The sequence below is a fragment of the Mesobacillus sp. MER 48 genome (genome assembly GCF_023714225.1).
Lineage (GTDB): Bacteria > Bacillota > Bacilli > Bacillales > Cytobacillaceae > Mesobacillus > Mesobacillus oceanisediminis_A.
Map to the genome: position 1 here is coordinate 230,445 of NZ_JAMAUR010000001.1, position 19,860 is coordinate 250,304.

Sequence of the window (19,860 nt, forward strand, 5' to 3'; positions counted from 1 at the left end):
CCTCCTGTTTATTTAAACCCCTCTTTTATTTCCCCAAATATACACATGAAGCTGCGGCAGAACTCTTACATTCTTCATTTCATTATCATTCATCACTTTGTCAATCAGCCATTCATACTTATCGACCAATGAAACCGCAAGCTCCTGGCGGTTTTCGGTAACAATATCATCATTCCCTACCTGCAGATAAAAAGATAGTGCAGGATATCGTGTATGCACCATTTTAGCGTAATCATAATCAATGTCATCAAAAATTACGATCTTCAGGCTTACATTTTGTAATGCGCCTTTTTCAGCCAAACGATCTACAATTTTATCCAGGACATAAAAATCAGTTTTCATCCCTGAACTAGGCGGTTTTGGCGACAGGGTCAGCGCTTGAATATCCAGGAACCAATCCTGCCATTTGCTGCCCTGGGTTTCCAGGCATATATTAATATTTTTTTCCTTTAGCAAATTAACAAGACTCGACAAGTTTTTCAGTAACGCTGGATTACCTCCTGAAATCGTAACATATGAGAACCCATCTCCACCTAGTGTTGTGAGCTCATTCCAAATTTCTATTGCATCCATTTGCCTGATTAAATCATTTCCGGACCCATCCCAAGTAAATGCTGAATCACACCAGGCACATGAATAGTCACACCCTGCGGTACGTACAAACATTGTTTTTTGGCCTACTACCATTCCCTCACCCTGGATGGTCGGCCCAAAAATCTCCATAACGGGAATCTTACTCAATCTTCATCCACTCCCGTCTTGCTTCTGCATAGCTTGTAGGAGTTTCATAGAGTCTGACGAATTCAACCCTAGCTCCGTCATACAAGTGCTTTCTGTTTGCCAGAGCATTTGCCATTTGTTCATAAATCCAGACAACCATATTTTCAGCCGTCGTATTCATCGGCGGCAAGGTTTCATTCAAATATCTGTGGTCAAGGTATAGTTCTATTTCTGTCTTCCAAATATCCTTTATGTCACCAAAATCAATCATTAGACCGCGGGCATCAACAAAACCACTCAGACCGAAGATGACTCTATACGTATGTCCGTGCAGATTTTTGCATTTCCCATCATATTCATGAAGATGATGGGCGGCATCAAAGGTAAATTCCTTGCTGACAAGGACACGTTTTGAGTGATATTTTAACTGTCCTCTTTTTATATCTTCATCTATTTTTTGAAGCTGGTCGACAATTCGGAAATCATACATCATGACTCAGCTCCTTCCAGGAACTCATCCAGTCCTTTCTTCCGCAGCCTGCAGGCAGGGCATACCCCGCATCCATCGGCGATGATCCCGTTATAGCAAGTCAATGTCTTTGTCCTGACAAATTCCATTGCGCCAAGATCATCGGCCAGCTTCCATGTTTCCGCCTTATTCAGCCACATTAAAGGTGTATGGATGACAAAGTTATCATCCATTGAAAGATTAAGGGTAACATTCATTGATTTTATAAAAACATCCCGGCAATCAGGGTAGCCGCTGAAGTCCGTTTCACAAACACCTGTTACGATGTGTTTTGCGTTGATTTGACTCGCAAGAACACCAGCAAATGATAAAAACAATAAGTTCCTACCTGGAACAAACGTGGACGGCAACTCCCCGTCCTCTCCATCTTTCACTTCAATTTCGTTCCGGGTCAATGCGTTTGGCGCTAATTGGTTCAGCAGTCCCATATCGAGGATATGATGCTTGATTCCAAGTTCACTTGCAATGTCCTTCGCACAGTCAATTTCTGTCCTGTGACGCTGGTTGTAATCAAATGTCACTAATTCAACCTCTTTAAATTCTTTTAAAGCCCAAAACAGGCATGTTGTACTATCCTGCCCGCCACTGAAAACGACAACAGCTTTCTCGTTTTTCATAAAAAATTCTCCTTTACAACGAAAAAACAGCACCACTAAGACAGCAGTACTGTTTTCCCTTAGTTTTTTTGAGAGGGTAGCTAGAACCTCTTCCGTATAGACGGAATATGTAATTTTGACTTATTCATTTTATCATACATTTTATAAAAGGAAAGCTAAATTTATACCGTCATTTTTTTGTTTTCACCAGGTGCTCTTGCCTGAATCGGAGAGCTGACCACTTTGAGTCTATGGAGACATTGCTTACAGCTCTATAATCAGATAGTTCGCTTACGATCGCAAAAAGAGAGTCGCGGTTGATGTCTGTTTTAACCTTTGAACTCTTCTTCGGGAATGCAATCCAGAAAACTGCATCTTCCTTTAAAGCTTCCAGCGCCTTTGGCAGCCACGCCCTGACTTCGTCACTATTATTCACGAACAAAAGTAAGAAATTATTTTTATCACTCTGCTGTTCACCTTCCACCCCTAAGCGGAATCCATCTGGTGCATTCAATACCAATGTATTGCCTTCTTTAAATCGCAGCTTTTTAACTATTTCATCCATAAAGAACATCCTTTCAGTTTAAACTATTCATTTTATTTATTATAAATTACAACGGGTTAAGAACAAACGACTAGCACCATTCTAATTGTTAGCACCTCCTCTCCGTACATGAATAAAGTGAATGTAGAGGTGATGAATCTTGCCGGAGTGGATTGTGATTTTTTATCCAATAAATTTTTTATCAGCTTATATTCTATATATCTATTTGTACAATCGTAGAATGTATATCGATTTACACCTGGGCAGGAATATAACGATGGTGGCCGCCGCCGGATTAGCGCTGGGAACGGGGCTGATTTTTATCAACTTATATCCTTTACACTTCCTGGAGGCCGCGTTGCTTTCCGTGATTATTGGAGGTTTATCAGGTATTCTATTTGGAAATCTATTTAACTTCAAAACAATATTGACTGGATATCTAATTGGTTTAATCATGGGATTCACGGCACCGATGGCAGGAACTGCCGCTTCTGAAGGGATTTGGTACCTTCTCACGATTGAGATCATTATCATCAGCTGTTTTTGCATAGCTGCCTTCACAATTTACAAAGCTTAAATTCCATTTGAAAAGCTTATTTTAAAACAACGACGTGGTTTTGACAGCTTTTCGCTCGCGACCATCTAACCTGTCAAAATAACGACCGATTCTTGACAGCTTTTCTCTCTACACCATATAACCTGTCAAAATAGCGACGGGTTCTTGACAGCTTTTCTCTCTACATCATATAAGCTGTCAAAATAACGATGGATTCTTGACAACTTTTCGCTCTATACCTATAAACCTGTCAAAATAACGATGGATTCTTGACAACTTTTCGCTCTACACCATCTAACCTGTCAAAATATCGATGGATTTTTGACAGCTTTTCGCTCTACACCTCACAACCTGTCAAAATTACGACGGATTTTTGACAGCTTTTTGCTCTATACCTATAAACCTGTCAAAATAGCGCCGGGTTCTTGACAGCTTTTCCCTCTACACCATATAACCTGTCAAAATAACGATGGATTCTTGACAGCTTTTTGCTCTATACCTATAAACCTGTCAAAATAACGATGGATTCTTGACAACTTTTCGCTCTATACCTATAAACCTGTCAAAATAACGACGGATTTTTGACAGCTTTTCGCTCTACACCATCTAACCTGTCAAAAAATCGATGGATTTTTGACAGCTTTTCACACTACTCCTTCAAACCTGTCAAAATTACGACGGATTTTTGACAGCTTTTTGCTCTACAACTATAAACCTGTCAAAATAACGACGGGTTTTTGACAGCTTTTCACACTACTCCTTCAAACCTGTCAAAATAACGATGGATTTTTGACAACTTTTCTCTCTACACCATCCAACCTGTCAAAATAACGACGGGTTTTTGACAGCTTTTCACACTACTCCTTCAAACCTGTCAAGATTCAAAAAGACTGAGAATAAGCAATCTAAATCAGTCAATAATATGGCTGCTTTTTCATCTAATTGAAAAACCATCAAATAATCTGCCACCGTATTCTTCTAATATTTCCTCCGCCAATTTTATGATCATTTGCTTGTTTCCGGTTTTGTAATATATTTCGAACGATCCAATAAATCTTTCAGTAAATTCAGGGTCAAATCTTATTAATTCCCTCACTACCCATTTTGACTTGCCGATCCACCGTTTGTTGGTCCTTAAAATAAATTCTTGAAGTTGGTCAGCCAAACCATTGGCAATGAAGAGTTCTTCTGCCTTATTATTTGTCCCGATGAAATCATCCAGAGTATCGGTGATGAAATATCTCTTGAACTCGATCTCTTTCAGCGTCCATTCGGCAGGACCTTCTTCAATGATACTTTTCGCTTCATCGATTATTTCAGCCAGTAATTCATTATTTCTGATGACCACTCCCTCAGCAACCATTCTGGGCAAACTGGGCCTCGCCCTGCTAATATCGTTTTGAAAAAACTCTCTGCAGGTGTGCAGATTATGTACAAATACTTCAATTGGCCACCCATATGCGACCAATGACTCTCTGTATGCTGAGGGAATATCTTTTATAAAGACCACCATATCCAAATCGGAGGTTTCGGTTGCTTCCCCCCTGGTTACACTCCCGGCCAGAAGCGCTGCGTCACAGTCAGGAAACCGGTCATCTATGAATTTCTTGGCTGTGGCAAGTGGAGATAGTCCTCTTTTCCCTTTCATGCAAATCCCCCCCTCGAAAATAATGTATAAAGGTATTATTATCCAATATTGAGTATTTGTCGATGTAGCATGGATGTTTTAATTGCTAACCTGAGTGGTATCTTACAATATACGAATAGTGGGATCAGGAGGATTTTACTTATGACCGTTTCATTAAAAAAATGGATATTGCCTGCTGGATTAGCAGTTATGTTGATCTCTGGATGCAGCAATGATGAAGCTGAACAGGGAGCAAAACAATTAGAAGAAGAAACAAAAAATGCCGCGAAAGCAACCGAGGAAAAGTCAAAAGAAGTCGTTGATAAAGTAAAAGAAGAAACACCGGGAATCATCCAGAACATGAAGGATACCTACAAGGAAGGTGAACAGGAAGTAAAGGATAACACCCTGCAGTCCGGAGATACGGCCACAGTCCAAAAAGATGCCTATCTTGCACTTTCAGCAGAAGCTTATGATGAACTTTATAAATTGATTGAATTGAATGATGTAGAAGGAGTGGACAAGATCGTAAAAGATCAAGATGTCAAGGAAATCAAGCAGGGAAGTGAAGCGGAAATTGTGGAAAGAGACCTCCGACGCACAAAGGTGAAAATGAAGGATTCAGGCGAAGAAGGTTTTCTCCCGACAAATTTGCTTGAACCTGTGAAATAATCAAATTTAAGACCCTGAGGGTGAACAGGGTCTTTTTCACGCATTATTTTTCTAAAAAAGTATCAGGCATGACAACAGCCACTACTTCCCCTTTAGCACATAATGTTTCTCCAGCATATACTTCTGTTTCTACGCGATATTTCTTTGGATGAATCTCGCGGACGGTTCCTATTGCTTTCAATTCGATTCCATTAGGTGTTGGCTTCAGGAAATCGACATGAAGCGATGCTGTTACAAACCTTGGAGGCTCTGCCCCATTACCTGGTTCGTTACCATTTTTCCGATGCAGGTAGAGGGCAGCTGAACCAGTGCCATGGCAATCCACCAGCGAACCAATCAAACCGCCATATACGAAACCTGGTAATGCCATATGTTCTTTTTTGGGTTTGTATATTGTTATTGTCTTTTCACCGTTCCAACCTGTACGGAAATGATGGCCGTGTTCATTCATCCTTCCGCAGCCATAACACCAGGCAAAATCCTCTGGGTAATCATCCTGTATTGCATTCATCACTTTCTCTTCCAATTTGTTTCCTCCCTTATCAATCCTTATTCAGTAATAATTTCTCTATTCACGGTTAAATCCCTTTAAAAAGCAGGATTTTGCTAATTTCTTTCATTTCTTTAAAACTTGCTTTAAGGGTTCAATCTGTACACTAAAAATCTTTCATTCAGGTTGGGATCCGGTAATTCATATTCAAATACCAGTGCAAATGGTGTCTGCGACTCCAAATAAAAAATATAATCTTCCGATGGAAAATAAAGAATCAAGTCGATTTGCCTCGGTTCCCTTTCAAAAGATAACAGGATATTCTTAACTACCTTCATCATAATCTGCACTGTAAAAGGATTAAAAAAGTAAAATTTATTTTCATCAAGGGAAATTTCATAATCCTCTGCCAAAATGCAGTGAAAATGGATGGCATCCGCTCTGTTACGATGATTCTTCAAATAGTTAAGTTTATTTTCAAGTGCTTCCGAATAGAAGATCTCATTCATTTCAATTCCAGTGACAGTTGAATTGAAACGATAATTAAGATAAAAATTCAAACGCCCTTTACCACACCCAAAGTCAACTATTTGATCATGTCGACTAAGTTCATACTCTTGAAAAAATAACTCAAGTGCCTCGTATGGAGTAGGTTCATAACGATGATAATGCAAGGATGTCATGAATCCTTTCTGTTGGCCCGTGGTTCCAACATTCAGCAATCTATCAAACTGTTGCTCATTCATCAGCATGTTCTCCAATCATAATAGGGATACAGGTTTCTTGAACAAGTCGCAGGATATTGTATTTTATCCATGAGCCTGGATCTATATATAACAGCTCTTTCATTTCCCTGTCTCTTTAGGTAAAATTATCGTATTGTTCAGCTACCTACATTTTAACTTATAGGTCTTGAAGAAACATAACTTTTCTATATATATAGCAGGGGGCAGCGAATGTATTCTAAAAAGGAAGCATTAAAGCAGGATTGTCGATATGCCATGGCTGACTGCCTTAACTGAAGATTTTCGTTTTAGCACAACGAGCAGCCCAAAACCTGCTGGTCTTCATTTATTACAATGGTTTGTTAAAAAGGTCTCCCTGGCTTGTTCCCATGATGAAAAAGTTTACACTCAGTTTATCAGGGTGCTGCACCTTAAATCTCACCCTGTCAGCCTGGTCAAACTGAGCCTGCTCGCTAGGATTTTCCGCCCAACAATTTTTAAACCCCGACGATAAACTTGATTAGGGTTTTGATTGTTTTAAAAATTTTTGCATGACTTAAAAAAACACAAATAAAATAAATAAAACATAAATTTTTAAAATTAGAAGGATTTCCCAAGCTGAAAATGTCCATTTTTGTCGCGATATGTGTTAGGCTTTAGATTAAGAAAGAATTTTGGGCTATCCGACTTTTCATAGTCACCCCTCTTTTAGGAAGGAGTGCTAGAAATGGAGAAAATAAGTGTTTTTATGGATGATTACCGCCGACCGCCAGAGGGTTATATTTTGGCCGAAACGATTGATGAATGTCTGTACCTTCTTCATAATTACGATATCGACCATCTTTCACTCGACCATGACCTTACAAATCATGTACGGAATGGATTAATGCTCGTGAAGATAATGATTACTAAACAACTTTACGCTGAAAGAATCACAATCCACTCCGCTAACTATACCGGAGGAAAGGCAATGTTCAACAGTTTTAAACAAGCTCAGAAAGACAGCTTGATGCCCAACACCATCAATATTTATTTACGCCCCCTGCCCCTGCATTACTAATGCATATCACTTGACTCTACAAATCCATTCCCTAAGTGCAGATGTCCACAATCCCCTTGCTTACAATTAATTCAGCCACTTTTGATTTAATGGACGCTCTTTTCATTAATAGATTCCTTTTCTGAATAATGATCCAGTAATATTAATTATTTCTGGTTGAACTTAATACTCATTATCAAAAAAGATTAAAAGAGCAATGGATCACATTGCTCTTTCTTGTATTACCGATATTAAATTTTTGTAATATACGAGTCCCGGGCAAAAGCTTAATTCCCCTCTGGTTTGGCAGCCTTTAAAGAGTATCGAATGATAGGATATAAGCACTTACTGTTACAGCTATAATAATTAGACCAGCTGCAAGCCAAAAATAGAAATCGACTATTAACAATGTTGCAGCTATCGATATCCACATAAGACTGATGCTTAAAATTTTGTTCTTCAGCGTGATTCCGTTTTTCTCACGGAAATCCTTTATATACCCGCCCAGCCATTTATTCCGGATTAATTTTTTGTACAGTTCATCGGACGCTTTGAAATAACAAGCTGCCCCTAACAAGATTAGCGGGGTAGTAGGCAAAAGAGGAACCACGATCCCAATCACTCCTAATATGATTGAGAGCGATCCAATGATGATCAATATAACTTTTACTGCGATGTTCATCGTTCATCCTCCTTGCGGTACTTCGCTAATCAAACTGGCTTACAGGAATGCCAGCCTCTATGTAACTCCTGATTAACTTCCAGCCGAAATCATAAGTGAATGTTTGAAAGAAAAGATTACAAGTATCCATCTTTTTTCCGTCAATAACCAGTTTCGCAATGATTACTGCCATTATTTCTTGCTCCCTGAGCTGAATCCTCTTTACTTCTGCTAAATCCCATACTGCGCCGTTGCTTTTGACAAAATTGAAACCATGCTCCCATCCTCGAATGGATTCATCAAATCCAAAATCATGAATTTTCCCCTGTGTTACTTCTCTTGCCTGGTATTCCCTTGAAATCATCGTTTTAAATTGAGTTAAAGAAGACTTCTTCCATTCTTTCAGATATTCTTCAAAAAAGCGATTAAATGACTTTTCCAATTTCCCTGCCCCCTTAAAGCACATTGACAAAATTATCCTATACCATTCTGTTTAATTCAATAACAAAATATAAAAAGCTGCTCCATAGGAACAGCTTGATTATTTAAGAGTAATAGAATGTCTGGTGTAAAAATGACTGTACCGATAGAAAAATTCCACGAGTGCCTCTTGTCCCTGTACGGTAAAGGAATAGCTAGTTCTGGTCGGCTCTTCCTTTTTTTTATAATCAATGCCCTGCTCGGCCGCAAATTCTTCTAAATAGGATTCCAGCTCTTTTTTCTTGATTGTATTCGGTGTATCCGAAAGAGTCGTCTTTTTTGCTGAAATAAAGTTTTCAATACATGAAATTAAATCTCTATTGCTGATAGTCATTATGTTGTAAAATCATCCTTTACAGTAGTTATTTAATCCAATATATGACAATAAAAAAAGCCAGAAAAGGATTAATCAGATTAATCCTTTTCTGACTTATGTTCTGGTTCTATGCCCATTCATTACAATCAGAAGTCATTTTATTTGATTTTTTGAATAAAACTTACAAAATGTTTTTAAGTAAGATTAAGAGTCTTAATCATTACCCTAATAAGTATAGTAACATCTTATCTATTTTTATTCAAGTTCATCTTTAATTAAGGCTTCAAAATGAATAAAGTATAGCTTTTATCCTGTTCGAAATTCCAGTCCACAAAATAATCGGTGATCCTGGCATTAAGATATTTTTCATAGGAATCCCGATGATTTTTAATGACCTTCTTTTCAAGATTTAGCTTTGCAATTTTCAAGGTTTCCGAAAAGCCTAGTTGGATGAATTCTTTTTCCAGACTGATGAGGATACCGTGCCGAACAATGATCAAAGTGCGCTCATTTAACAACTTGCAATGAGTTTCTTTTGGGGCCTTTTGTATTTCCATACTGAGTTTGACAGTTTCGTTTTCGATTAAGTCTTTATTATCAAAGCATCCAAAGTTATAAGGGCGGTCATTTTTAAAAATAAACAGGAACATTCCTGATTTGGCTTCAAGATTCCAATCATAATAAAACTCTTTTATTTCATCTTTCGTATTCATCTCGATGTATGATTTAATTTGTTCTTCAAGTGTTTCCATCATTAAGTCTCTTGTTTTTTGCACATAGACACTCTGTTTATTTGAAATAAGTGTGTTTTCCATTGGGGATAAGAAATTGGTGATATAAATTGAAACAAACGGGCTTGAAATCGTGCAAAAAACATTGCCTGGACCACGCCCAAAGTTTTCCCGCAACAAACGTCCAATATATCCACTGATTTCTTTTTCTAATTCAGCAAAATCCATAATCTACCTCACAATGCAATATACTCCTCCTTGTTTTTCCCTCTTTAAGGAGCAATAAAACCATTTATGAATCGTATTTAAATTTAGGATTTATCCCTTGAATTATGTATCATTTAATTAGTGTTCATCGTTATATTTATGATTTGTATTGGGAATAGTACTTCTTGAATGAAAGGGGGCGGAATCTTGGAAAGCAATCATAATACCATCAAAATGACAGCAGCCGATTTATCCTTCATATGGGCCACGACTTAAGCGACACTACGTCAATATGTGTCCTGCATTATTTTTTGCAGAACATTGAAGATCCAGAAATCAAAATATTGGTGGAGCATGCACTGGAACTTTCACAACAGCATGTCGCTATATTCAAAGAGATGTTCATCAATGAAAACATTTCTGTTACGCATGGGTTTACAGAACAGGATGTCAATCTGAAATCAGAAAGACAGTTCTCTGATATCTTTCATCTGAAATACTTGAACTACCGGCCACTTAACTGCTCTTTCGAACCGTTTGAAGTGGGGGATGTTTGGGAAAATACGAAACTTAAACGCCTTTTTCACTAGCACTAAACTCACCCTGCCCAACAGGAACATATGTTCCAATTATATCATGCCAGTTAGTGCTTTGGCTCTCGCCAACCGACATTCATCTCCCTTTATCTCAAGGCTAAATGAACTTCTCTCGATTGAAGAGGGAGTCTGCTGTCTTATAATGATAAAAATAATGCACTCAACGCTTGAGTGCATTAATCCTTGGTTATTCCCTTTTTTTCCTGATGGAGACACTTTTGTTAAAACTATCCTAAAAAGGGTCTCCGTTACCTTGATGGAGACCCTTTCTAAAGTTCTACTGTTTAACCACTGGCTGTGTCTCCTGCAATAAGAGACCAGATCTTCTGTTATTAGTAGCAATGATGTATACCGCGGCAATGGCGATGGCTACGGCAATATAGGAACCGAGGTTGAATATTCCTTTTTGTGAGTACCAGACAATTGAGTAGCCAACCGATCCGGTAAGCAATGCGTAATATGTGAATGGGAAGAGAGTTTTCCTGATGACAGCGCCTTCTTTTCCTACCAGGCCAACGACCGCGGATGCAGCTACCACATTATGCACACATATCATGTTTCCAGCTGCGCCTCCAACTGCCTGGAGAGCAACGATCCAGGTAGGATCGACACCGATGTTTGATCCTACGTTATACTGGAATAAAGAGAACATCATATTGCTGACCGTGTTGCTGCCGGCGATAAACGCGCCCATACCTCCAATGAAGGTTGAGAACAGCGGCCAATTATCTCCTGCCAGGGCAGCCACCCCATTTGCAAGTTCAATCGGCATCTTATCAAATCCCGCAGCCCCGCCACCGGTGTTCAGGAAAACCTGAACCATTGGCACGGTAAAAATAAGTGCAGTTGAAGCAGAAATCATGGTTTTGCCGGACTGGAACCATGCTTTTTTGTATGCGCTTGCATTCATTCCATGCAGGAAATAGGTAATCAGGGAGACGATGATGAAAATGGTTCCCGGCAAGTACAACGGCTGAAAGCTGGATGTAATTCCTGAGCCGAATATGTCTTCAAATGATACGGTCCATGCTTTAAACCACCCTGCTATCGGAAGGGAATTGAGCCTTGTCAGGATCAATAGCACACCAACGAGAACATAAGGTGTCCATGCACGAAACATGCTCATGCTGCCGCTTTTATGGGTAACATCCTTGATTTCAAGATTGCCGATCCATTCAGCATCCCACTTTGATTTTTCTTCAAAATCCCATTCTTCTTCTTTCGATGGCATCAGGAATCCTTTTTTAGCGGCAAAAATGACAATCACCAATCCAACCAGGCCGCCAATCATTGAAGGGAACTCTGGTCCTAGGATGTTCACGACAATTATATATGGAATCGTCATCGCAAACGAAGCGAACAGTGCAAATTTCCAGACTTTGATTCCTTCCGAGAACGATTTGTTTTTCCCGAAATACCTTGTCATCAGGGCAACAACAAACAATGGTACCAGGGTTCCTGCAATCATATGCAGCAGAGCAACCTTTACAGCAATGAGATCCACGAGGCCAAGGAAATCACTCGTGATGCTTGAGTCTGCGGATAATCCTGTAAAAACGCCTACAAGCATCGGAGTCCCAACTGCACCAAACGAGACTGGGGTACTCTGGATGACCATACCGGCCACTACCGCCGCCATAGCCGGAAATCCCAGTCCGACCAGTAAAGGTACAGCCACCGCTGCTGGAGTGCCGAATCCTGCGGAGCCTTCAATGAACGAGCCAAACAGCCAGGCAATAATGATAACCTGTATCCTTCTGTCCGCTGAAATATCGGTGAATCCCTGGCGGATTGTTTTTATCCCGCCGCTTTCCTGTAAAGTGTTCAACAGCAAGATCGCTCCAAAAATAATGTAAAGAAGAGTTCCTGCTACAATCAACCCATGAACTGAGGCAGCACCAACATTGGCACCAGGCACTTTCCATACGAACAAGGCAAGGCCTATGGCCACCAAATATGAAATTGGCATCGCCTTGCTTGCTGGCCATCTTAGTCCGACCAGAAAAATACCTACCGCAAGAATCGGCAGCAAGGATAAAAACGCTAACAATCCAGTACTCACAAAACACCATCTCCCTTTTGTTTGATAATAAAAAACAATGAATTTTATTGTTGCGAATCACGCAACATTGTTATATAACTATAAGATTCATGTTATATAACACCTATTTCTTATTATACAAACAATCCAGTCCGAATTTCAACAATTTTAAGAAAATTTAGATTATTATATTAATAAAAGGATTTTTTTGCCTTTATAAATTAACAGGTCTCAATTGCATATAAAGCTGGGAAACAGATGTTTTTGTCAAAGATTAAATATTTTTTGAAGTTAAATGGTATGGATGATTTTTCAAAAGAACAGCAGGTTAAATGCGGGTTGGGTTTTATATCTAAAAAAAACAAAAAAATTTGCCCGATATAACATCGAACAAATTTTTTGACTCTTCTTAATTAAGTTGATTTGGTTTTGAGTAGCCAAGTCGTGAAGAAATCCTCAGCCCCACATTGACCATCTTCTTTTTCAGCTGCTCAAGTCTTTCCTCGGTCATCCGGATTGATGGTCCTGAAATACTGACAGCAGCAACAACTTTTCCAAGATGGTCGAAAATAGGGACGGCAATACAGGTGATTCCACTTTCATTCTCTTCAAGGTCAAGAGCATATCCCGCTTTTTTTACCCGGATCAACTCCTCGAACAAGACATTTTTTTCAGTAATGGTCTTATCTGTGTGTATTGGCAGGCCTTTACGGTCAATGATTTCCTGGACGATGGCAGTTGGCTGATAAGCAAGAATCGCTTTTCCTACGGATGTACAGTGCATAGGAGCACGCTTTCCAACCTTTGAATGCATCCTTAATGTCTCAGTTCCTTCCAGTTTCTCAATATAAACGACCTCTCCCTGATCATATACGACAAGATGGATGACTTCATTAGTCTCATTCTCCAGCTCCTGGAGGAATGGTCTAGCTTCTGCTCTCAAATCGATTGAATCAAGCAGTTTAGAGCTGATTTCCAGAAATTTATACCCCAGTTTATAACGGCCTGTTGACTCGTCTTGTTCAATATAACCATATTGAGCAAGAGTTGAAAGTATTCTGTAAACAGAGCTTTTATTAATATCTATTTGTTTTGAAATCTCTGTTACTCCTAATCCGCCCTTTTTCAAACTGACCAACTGGATGATATCAAGTGCACGGCTGACTGATTTAACAACATTTTCCCTTTCCACTTTCCCTCACCTCATGTACTGCTGCCCCTTGATTAGTTTGCGGTGTTGTCAGCTGGCAGTTGTTTTTTCCTTGACAGCTGTAAAAACATTCTTAAGCGTTCCTATCTCATCAATCTGACACTCAATTACATCTTCTGAGCCCACTAGCTCTGCACCTACTGGACTGCCTGTAAGGATGACATCCCCGGGTTTAAGCGTCATGACCTTTGTCAAATAAGAAATCATTTTGCGGATTGGAATGATCATCAACTCAGCAGGGCTGTTTTGTTTTTCAACACCGTTTAAATTTGCCTTTACATTTACTTTGAAAGGGTCGAGTTCAGTTTCGATTACTGGTCCAAGTGGTGTAAAGGTATCAAAGGATTTGCCGATTGTCCAATGTCCATCCTGGTGGAAAAAGCTTGGTGCTGTGACATCGTTGCCGATCGTATAACCAAACACATAGTCTAAAACTTCCGATTCTGAAATATTCCTTGCTTCTTTCCCAATCACGACGGCAAGTTCAGATTCAAATTTAACTTGTTCTGTTCCTTCAGGTATGATGATTTCTTCTTCAGTCCCGATAACAGAAGATACAGGTTTAAAGAAAAACACAGGAATCTCCGGAAGTTCAGATGGGAGATCCTCCTTTTTCGCAACAAAATTGGCGCCGATTCCAATTATTTGGTTTGGAACAAGAGGGGCAAGGAACTTAACCTCTTCAGCTGAAAAGACTTCTCCTGAATAATCCCAGCTACCCAACATATCTCCTGAAATGCCCTTGATGCCTTCATCCGTAACGACACCTGAATACTCCTTTGTATCAACTGTAAATCTAGCGAATTTCATCCTTTTGCTCCTCTCAGACTCTAAGGTTCATTAGAGTTATCTATGCAGTTTATGGTTTATTGCATGTTTATTTAAAATAAGAAACTATTTTTCTTGACCTGTTTTTTACATATGGAACAGGGGCACTCTTATCTGGATAGAATGCCCCAGTTGAAATAGATTAGTTTTTCACAGCATACTTTGCTTTAGCTTCCTGCCGGCGGCGATGGAGGATTGGCTCTGTATATCCATTTGGCTGTTCAAACCCGCGAAACACAAGGTCGCATGCGGCCTGGAAAGCAACCGAGTTGTCAAAGTCCTCTGCCATTGGGCGGTAGGAAGGATCCAGCTCATTTTGCTTGTCAACGACTTTTGCCATACGTTGTAAAGTCTCAAGTACTTGATCTTTAGTGCAAACTCCATGATGAAGCCAGTTTGCCATATGCTGGCTGGAAATCCTTAATGTTGCCCTGTCCTCCATCAATCCTACATCATTGATGTCAGGAACTTTGGAGCAGCCAATTCCTGACTCCACCCAGCGGACCACATAACCGAGGATTCCCTGTGCGTTATTATCCAGCTCTTCCTGGATTTCCTCTTCCTTCCATTGAGGATTGTCAGCGACAGGGATTTGCAGGATATCATCACGGTAATCCTTTGATTCGCCTGCCAGCTGGTCCTGGACTTCAAATACATCCACCTGATGGTAGTGAAGCGCGTGTAAAGTCGCAGCTGTTGGAGATGGCACCCATGCAGTATTGGCTCCCGCCTTTAAGTGGCCAATCTTTTGCTCAAGCATTGGTCCCATCAAATCAGGCATCGCCCACATCCCTTTACCGATTTGCGCATGTTCTTGGAAACCAACATCAAGTCCTGTTGCAACATTGGACTTTTCATAAGCCTGAAGCCAAACGGATGATTTCATATCATTTTTGCGGACCATTGGACCAGCTTCCATTGAAGTATGCATCTCATCGCCAGTACGGTCGAGGAATCCAGTGTTGATGAATACGACCCTGTCTTTCACTTCACGGATACAAGCCTTAAGGTTTAGACTTGTACGGCGTTCTTCATCCATTACTCCGATTTTAAGAGTATTGCGTTCAAGACCGACTAAATCCTCTGTCCGGTCGAACAACTCATTGGCAAACGCAACTTCCCTTGAGCCATGCATTTTAGGTTTTACAATATAGACTGAACCCTTGGAGGAATTCTGGTATTTTGTATTTCCAATTACGGAATGTTTAGCGATCAAGCTAGTAAAGACCGTATCGAGGATACCTTCTGGAACTTCATTTCCTTCGGCATCAAGGACAGCATTGCTTGTCATCAAGTGGCCCACATTGCGAACGAACATAAGTGAGCGGCCTTTAAGGGTAAATTCCTCCCCATTAGGAGCTGAGTACTGGCGGTCAGGATTCATCGTCCTGGTCATGCTGCGGCCATTCTTGTTGAATGTCGCGGAAAGATCACCCTTTTGCAATCCCAGCCAGCTGCGATAAACGACAACTTTGTCCTCAGCATCAACCGCTGCGACAGAATCCTCGCAGTCCATGATTGTTGTCAGTGCTGCTTCAAGCAGGATATCTTTTACCCCGGCTTTATCAGTCTTGCCAATCGGATGTTCCTGATCGATCTGGATTTCAAAATGCAAACGGTTATTTTTCAGCAATACAGCCTTTGGTGCATCAGCATCTCCCTGGTAACCTGCCAGCTTTTCCTCTTCCTTTAAGCCAGTTCTGGTACCGCCAGAAAGTGTAACAGCCAGCTTTCCATCAACAACGGCATATTTCTCTGCATCTTTATGGGACCCCTCCGCTAATGAGGCAGCCTTGTCAAGAAAATCCCTGCCATAAGCGATAACTTTATCACCGCGTACCGGATTGTAGCCAAGACCTTTTTCTGCTCCATTTTCTTCACTGATGGCATCTGTGCCATAAAGCGCATCATACAGACTTCCCCAGCGTGCATTTGCCGCATTGATCGCATAGCGTGCGTTATTGACTGGGACGACCAGCTGCGGACCTGCCTGCAAAGCAACCTCTTCATCAACAGCTTCTGTAGTGACCTGGTAATCTTCCGTTTCCGGCTCCAGGTAACCGATTTCATTTAGGAACGACTTATATTTTTCAAAATCGAAATCTCCGTTGTTTTCCCTATGCCATGAATTCAGTTTTTCCTGGATTTCGTCGCGGACCTTCAAAAGCTCCCTGTTTCTTGGGGCCAGTCCCTGGACCAGACTGCCCAATCCGGACCAGAACTGTTCCTGATCCACCCCTGTTCCCGGAAGAACCTCGGAATTGATAAATTCATATAGTTCTACTGCTACCTGTAAGTTGCCCGCTTTTACATAGTCTGCCATGCGAATACTTTCCTCCCTTTACCTTTTCGTTAATAAGTATTTGTTTCTTATTACGAAACGCTGTTTCAAAATTTCTTTAAAAAAATCATATCATGAATTTCGGTTGCATTTCAAATATTTTATCCCTTTTGATTATTCTGATTTTTATTGAGATGAAGCCGCGGCAATTTCCTTTTTCACCTCGACACAACGTCCAGGAGATGGGAAGAGTTTTCCAGCATTCAAGAGATTTTTAGGGTTGAATACCTGCCTGATTTCTGTTTGTGCATGGATTTCCTCGTCATTGAACACAAACCGCATTTCTTCCCTTTTCTCTATTCCAACTCCATGTTCACCGGTTATCGTTCCGCCGACATCTGCACAAACCTTCAGACACATGCTTCCGGCTTCCAGCGCTCTTTCGGATTCCCCCGGCTTTCTCGCATCAAACAGAACGAGTGGGTGCAGGTTCCCATCCCCGGCATGAAAGATATTGGCGATCCTCAGCCCAAATTCTTCGCTTATTTCATTGATCCGCTTTAAAACCTCAGGGAGCCTGCTTCTTGGGATAACGCCATCCTGTACTAAATAATCAGGTGATATTGCGCCCATCGCTCCAAAACCCGTTTTCCGGTTGGCCCACCATCTTGCTCTTTCCTGTTCACTCTGGGCTGCTTTTACTTCGCGGACATTATTGTTATTGCATACCTCAAGAATCTGGTTGATCTGTTCATCGAGGCCAGCGGCAATTCCATCCACTTCGATCAGGAGCACAGCCTCTATGTCCTTTGGATGCCCTACAGGAAAAGCGGCTGCCTCCACGCCTTCAATCGCCGTTTGATCCATCATCTCCAGTGCAGCAGGGACAATTCCAGCTGAAATAATATCTGATACAGCTTTGCTGCCATCTGCTACTTTATCAAAGTAGGCAAGCACGGTTTGCTTTCCTTCTGGATTCTTCAATATCCTTACAGTTATTTTTGTAACAATCCCCAATGTGCCTTCGGAACCAGTCAATAATCCAAGCAGGTCGTAGCCCGGCAGATCCGGGATACCATCTTTTCCGATTTCTATAATATCCCCATTTGGCAGGACAACCTCAAGTCCGAGAATATGGTTCGTCGTAACACCATATTTCAGGCAATGCGCTCCCCCAGCGTTCTCGGCCACATTCCCGCCGATCGTACAGCAATACTGGCTCGATGGATCCGGAGCATAATAATATCCCTTATCTGAAATGGAGTTGGTAAGTTTAAGGTTGACAAATCCTGGTTCCACCACTGCACGTCTGTTTTCAAAATCAACACTCAGGAGTTTTTTCATCCGGACCATGCTGATGATTACCTCTCCGTTCAAAGGAATTGCTCCTCCGCTCAGACCCGTTCCTGCCCCTCTTGCTAAAAATGGCAGTTCACTTTCATGACAGTATTTAACGATGGCAGCAACTTCAGCTGTATTCTTCGGGAAAACGACAACCCTTGGCAGATGCTTATGGATGGTGAAACCGTCACAGTCATAGGCAAGAAGATCTTCCTTTTCATAGAGAACGGACTTGCGGACAGGATCATAACCGACGATTTTAGCTAGATTCAGGACATGAGGGTCCTTCGATTGAATACCTTTCTTTGCCATCATTCACCCTCCTTCTGGCTATCTTCTTTTTGATAAGCCCAATCAAGCAGCTGAATCGTATGGACAACCTTTTGATTTCTTCCGTGCTTCTCGACTCCGATTGCCATCTGAAGCATGCATCCCGGATTCCCCATCGAAATCATCTCAACATCTTCCGGGACATTTTCCATTTTGCTTTCAAGGACAGCACCGGCCATATCAGGGTTTGTGATGTTATAGATTCCCGCACTGCCGCAGCAGCGGTCAGAGTTAGGCATATGCACCATTTCCACTCCAGGGATATTCAAAAGAAGATCCCGCGGTTCCTGTCTTATTCCCTGTCCATGTGCCAGGTGGCAAGCATCATGATAGGTCATCCTGACGTTCATCGCTGCTTTTGGCTTTTCATATCCAGTGTCATGAAGATATTTAGAAATGTCTTCAACCTTCTTGGAGAACTCCAACGCCCTGTCATGCCACTCGGGATCGTCGCGGAACAATTCATGGTACTCCTTTAGCATGCTTCCGCATCCCGCTGCGTTAACAATGACTTTATCAGCATCCTTGAATGCTTCAATATTTTTCCTGGCAAGCTTCCTGCCTGTTTCCCTGTCACCAGCATGGACATGCAGTGCCCCGCAGCATGTTTGATTCCTCGGAATGATGACATCGTTGCCATTTCGGGTCAATACATTTATGGTTGCTTCATTGACATCACTGAACATGACGTCCATTACGCAGCCAGTCAGCATCGCTACTTCATTTTTTGTTTCTGTTTTCGCCTTGATCACATCGACATTCTGATATTTTTTGCGTACAGGTTCATGTACCTCCGGCATGATTGCTTCCATTTCCACAAGGTGTTTCGGCATGATGTTGATCAGCCCCGTTTTCCTGACTGCCTTCTGAATGCCGCTCTTTTGGTAAAATTTCAGCAGGCTGCCCAAGGAATTAAGGCGATTTTGATGCGGGAACAACTCTTGAAGGAACAGTTTGTTTACTGCACCCTTCCAGCCTGTCAGCGGCATCGCCTGGCGAATTTGTCCGCGGGCTTCTTCAATCAGGCCACCGACATTGACATCGGCAGGACAGGCAGTTGTACAGGCACGACAATCGAGACAGGCGAACACAGGATCCATGAACTGCTCATTTACCGAGAGTTTGCCTTCTGCAACCGACTTGATCAAATGGACCCTTCCTCGCGGAGAATGCTGTTCCTGACCCGTAAGTTCATAGGTTGGGCAAGATTCTAGACACATGCCGCAATGGACACAGTCGGCCCATTTATTTTCATCTGGAAGGTCGCTCCAGAGGTAATTGCCTAAAGTCTTGGAACTGCAAGCAGGCTCTTGCTTTAAATCTATCTCTCGTAAACTCAC

Annotated in this window: 21 protein-coding genes and 1 riboswitch; of the genes, 4 read left to right on the forward strand and 17 right to left on the reverse strand. The window is 41.3% G+C overall.

The features are described from left to right. Window positions 1–12 precede the first annotated feature (12 nt). The 4 genes from queE to M3593_RS01140 form a co-directional block, all read right to left on the reverse strand. On the reverse strand, window positions 13–741 hold the full coding sequence (gene queE / locus M3593_RS01125) for a 7-carboxy-7-deazaguanine synthase QueE (RefSeq protein ID WP_251540303.1): 729 nt from the start codon (window positions 739–741) through the stop codon (window positions 13–15). Then, window positions 734–1,210, reverse strand: a complete 477-nt coding sequence (queD, locus tag M3593_RS01130; RefSeq protein WP_251541220.1) for a 6-carboxytetrahydropterin synthase QueD — start codon at window positions 1,208–1,210, stop codon at window positions 734–736. The genes queE and queD overlap by 8 nt, the downstream gene beginning before the upstream one ends. Next, the gene (queC, locus tag M3593_RS01135) at window positions 1,210–1,866 is read right to left on the reverse strand and encodes a 7-cyano-7-deazaguanine synthase QueC (RefSeq protein WP_144480720.1); all 657 of its coding nucleotides are present in this window, start codon (window positions 1,864–1,866) and stop codon (window positions 1,210–1,212) included. Before queC ends, queD begins: the two co-directional genes overlap by 1 nt. Before the next feature lie 53 nt (window positions 1,867–1,919). After that, a riboswitch (PreQ1 riboswitch) is annotated at window positions 1,920–1,962 on the reverse strand. Window positions 1,963–2,035: 73 nt separating this feature from the next. After that, a complete protein-coding gene (locus tag M3593_RS01140; protein WP_251540305.1) occupies window positions 2,036–2,410 on the reverse strand; it encodes a hypothetical protein in 375 nt (124 codons plus the stop codon). A 256-nt stretch (window positions 2,411–2,666) separates the two neighbouring features. On the opposite strand from M3593_RS01140, the gene M3593_RS01145 reads away from it, so the two are divergent. After that, window positions 2,667–2,966, forward strand: a complete 300-nt coding sequence (locus M3593_RS01145) for a hypothetical protein (RefSeq protein ID WP_251540307.1) — start codon at window positions 2,667–2,669, stop codon at window positions 2,964–2,966. Window positions 2,967–3,879: 913 nt separating this feature from the next. Here the strand turns inward: M3593_RS01145 and M3593_RS01150 are convergent. Further along, window positions 3,880–4,593 (reverse strand): nucleotidyltransferase domain-containing protein, encoded by a 714-nt coding sequence (locus M3593_RS01150; RefSeq protein WP_144480714.1) that lies wholly within the window; start codon window positions 4,591–4,593, stop codon window positions 3,880–3,882. Window positions 4,594–4,734: 141 nt separating this feature from the next. Between M3593_RS01150 and M3593_RS01155 the strand changes: the two genes are divergently transcribed. Continuing rightward, window positions 4,735–5,244, forward strand: a complete 510-nt coding sequence (locus M3593_RS01155) for a hypothetical protein (protein ID WP_144480712.1) — start codon at window positions 4,735–4,737, stop codon at window positions 5,242–5,244. Between the two features lie 43 nt (window positions 5,245–5,287). On the opposite strand, the gene M3593_RS01160 is transcribed toward M3593_RS01155, so the two are convergent. Together M3593_RS01160 and M3593_RS01165 are read right to left on the reverse strand one after the other, a co-directional pair. Further along, window positions 5,288–5,755, reverse strand: a complete 468-nt coding sequence (locus tag M3593_RS01160) for a PaaI family thioesterase (RefSeq protein ID WP_395883626.1) — start codon at window positions 5,753–5,755, stop codon at window positions 5,288–5,290. Between the two features lie 125 nt (window positions 5,756–5,880). Further along, the gene (locus M3593_RS01165; protein ID WP_144480708.1) at window positions 5,881–6,480 is read right to left on the reverse strand and encodes a methyltransferase; all 600 of its coding nucleotides are present in this window, start codon (window positions 6,478–6,480) and stop codon (window positions 5,881–5,883) included. Between the two features lie 706 nt (window positions 6,481–7,186). Here M3593_RS01165 and M3593_RS01170 point away from each other — a divergent pair. After that, a complete protein-coding gene (locus M3593_RS01170) occupies window positions 7,187–7,519 on the forward strand; it encodes a cyclic-phosphate processing receiver domain-containing protein (RefSeq protein WP_251540309.1) in 333 nt (110 codons plus the stop codon). 292 nt (window positions 7,520–7,811) lie between these two features. Here the strand turns inward: M3593_RS01170 and M3593_RS01175 are convergent, their stop codons facing one another. The 4 genes from M3593_RS01175 to M3593_RS01190 form a co-directional block, all read right to left on the reverse strand. Further along, window positions 7,812–8,180 (reverse strand): YbaN family protein, encoded by a 369-nt coding sequence (locus M3593_RS01175; RefSeq protein ID WP_144480704.1) that lies wholly within the window; start codon window positions 8,178–8,180, stop codon window positions 7,812–7,814. A 25-nt stretch (window positions 8,181–8,205) separates the two neighbouring features. Next, window positions 8,206–8,601, reverse strand: a complete 396-nt coding sequence (locus tag M3593_RS01180) for a flavoprotein (RefSeq protein ID WP_251540311.1) — start codon at window positions 8,599–8,601, stop codon at window positions 8,206–8,208. Between the two features lie 99 nt (window positions 8,602–8,700). Continuing rightward, window positions 8,701–8,973, reverse strand: a complete 273-nt coding sequence (locus M3593_RS01185; RefSeq protein WP_144480700.1) for a hypothetical protein — start codon at window positions 8,971–8,973, stop codon at window positions 8,701–8,703. A gap of 257 nt (window positions 8,974–9,230) precedes the next feature. After that, complete coding sequence (locus M3593_RS01190) at window positions 9,231–9,914, reverse strand: Na-translocating system protein MpsC family protein (RefSeq protein ID WP_144480698.1); 684 nt, start codon at window positions 9,912–9,914, stop codon at window positions 9,231–9,233. A 239-nt stretch (window positions 9,915–10,153) separates the two neighbouring features. Between M3593_RS01190 and M3593_RS24185 the strand changes: the two genes are divergently transcribed. Beyond that, on the forward strand, window positions 10,154–10,483 hold the full coding sequence (locus M3593_RS24185) for a DUF3231 family protein (protein ID WP_353056070.1): 330 nt from the start codon (window positions 10,154–10,156) through the stop codon (window positions 10,481–10,483). A 283-nt stretch (window positions 10,484–10,766) separates the two neighbouring features. Here M3593_RS24185 and M3593_RS01195 read toward each other — a convergent pair whose 3' ends face one another. The 6 genes from M3593_RS01195 to M3593_RS01220 all read right to left on the reverse strand — a co-directional run bounded on the left by M3593_RS01195 (window position 10,767) and on the right by M3593_RS01220 (window position 19,860). Next, a complete protein-coding gene (locus M3593_RS01195; RefSeq protein ID WP_251540313.1) occupies window positions 10,767–12,551 on the reverse strand; it encodes an L-lactate permease in 1,785 nt (594 codons plus the stop codon). A gap of 388 nt (window positions 12,552–12,939) precedes the next feature. Beyond that, window positions 12,940–13,722, reverse strand: a complete 783-nt coding sequence (locus M3593_RS01200; protein ID WP_144480692.1) for an IclR family transcriptional regulator — start codon at window positions 13,720–13,722, stop codon at window positions 12,940–12,942. A gap of 48 nt (window positions 13,723–13,770) precedes the next feature. Next, window positions 13,771–14,550, reverse strand: coding sequence for a fumarylacetoacetate hydrolase family protein (locus M3593_RS01205; RefSeq protein ID WP_144480690.1), 780 nt, complete (start codon window positions 14,548–14,550; stop codon window positions 13,771–13,773). Window positions 14,551–14,710: 160 nt separating this feature from the next. After that, window positions 14,711–16,891 carry a malate synthase G gene (locus M3593_RS01210; RefSeq protein ID WP_251540314.1) on the reverse strand — a complete coding sequence of 727 codons (2,181 nt, stop codon included), beginning with the start codon at window positions 16,889–16,891 and terminating at the stop codon, window positions 14,711–14,713. Between the two features lie 144 nt (window positions 16,892–17,035). Beyond that, complete coding sequence (locus M3593_RS01215) at window positions 17,036–18,502, reverse strand: FAD-linked oxidase C-terminal domain-containing protein (RefSeq protein ID WP_144480891.1); 1,467 nt, start codon at window positions 18,500–18,502, stop codon at window positions 17,036–17,038. Next, on the reverse strand, window positions 18,502–19,860 hold the full coding sequence (locus M3593_RS01220; RefSeq protein ID WP_144480686.1) for a (Fe-S)-binding protein: 1,359 nt from the start codon (window positions 19,858–19,860) through the stop codon (window positions 18,502–18,504). Before M3593_RS01220 ends, M3593_RS01215 begins: the two co-directional genes overlap by 1 nt.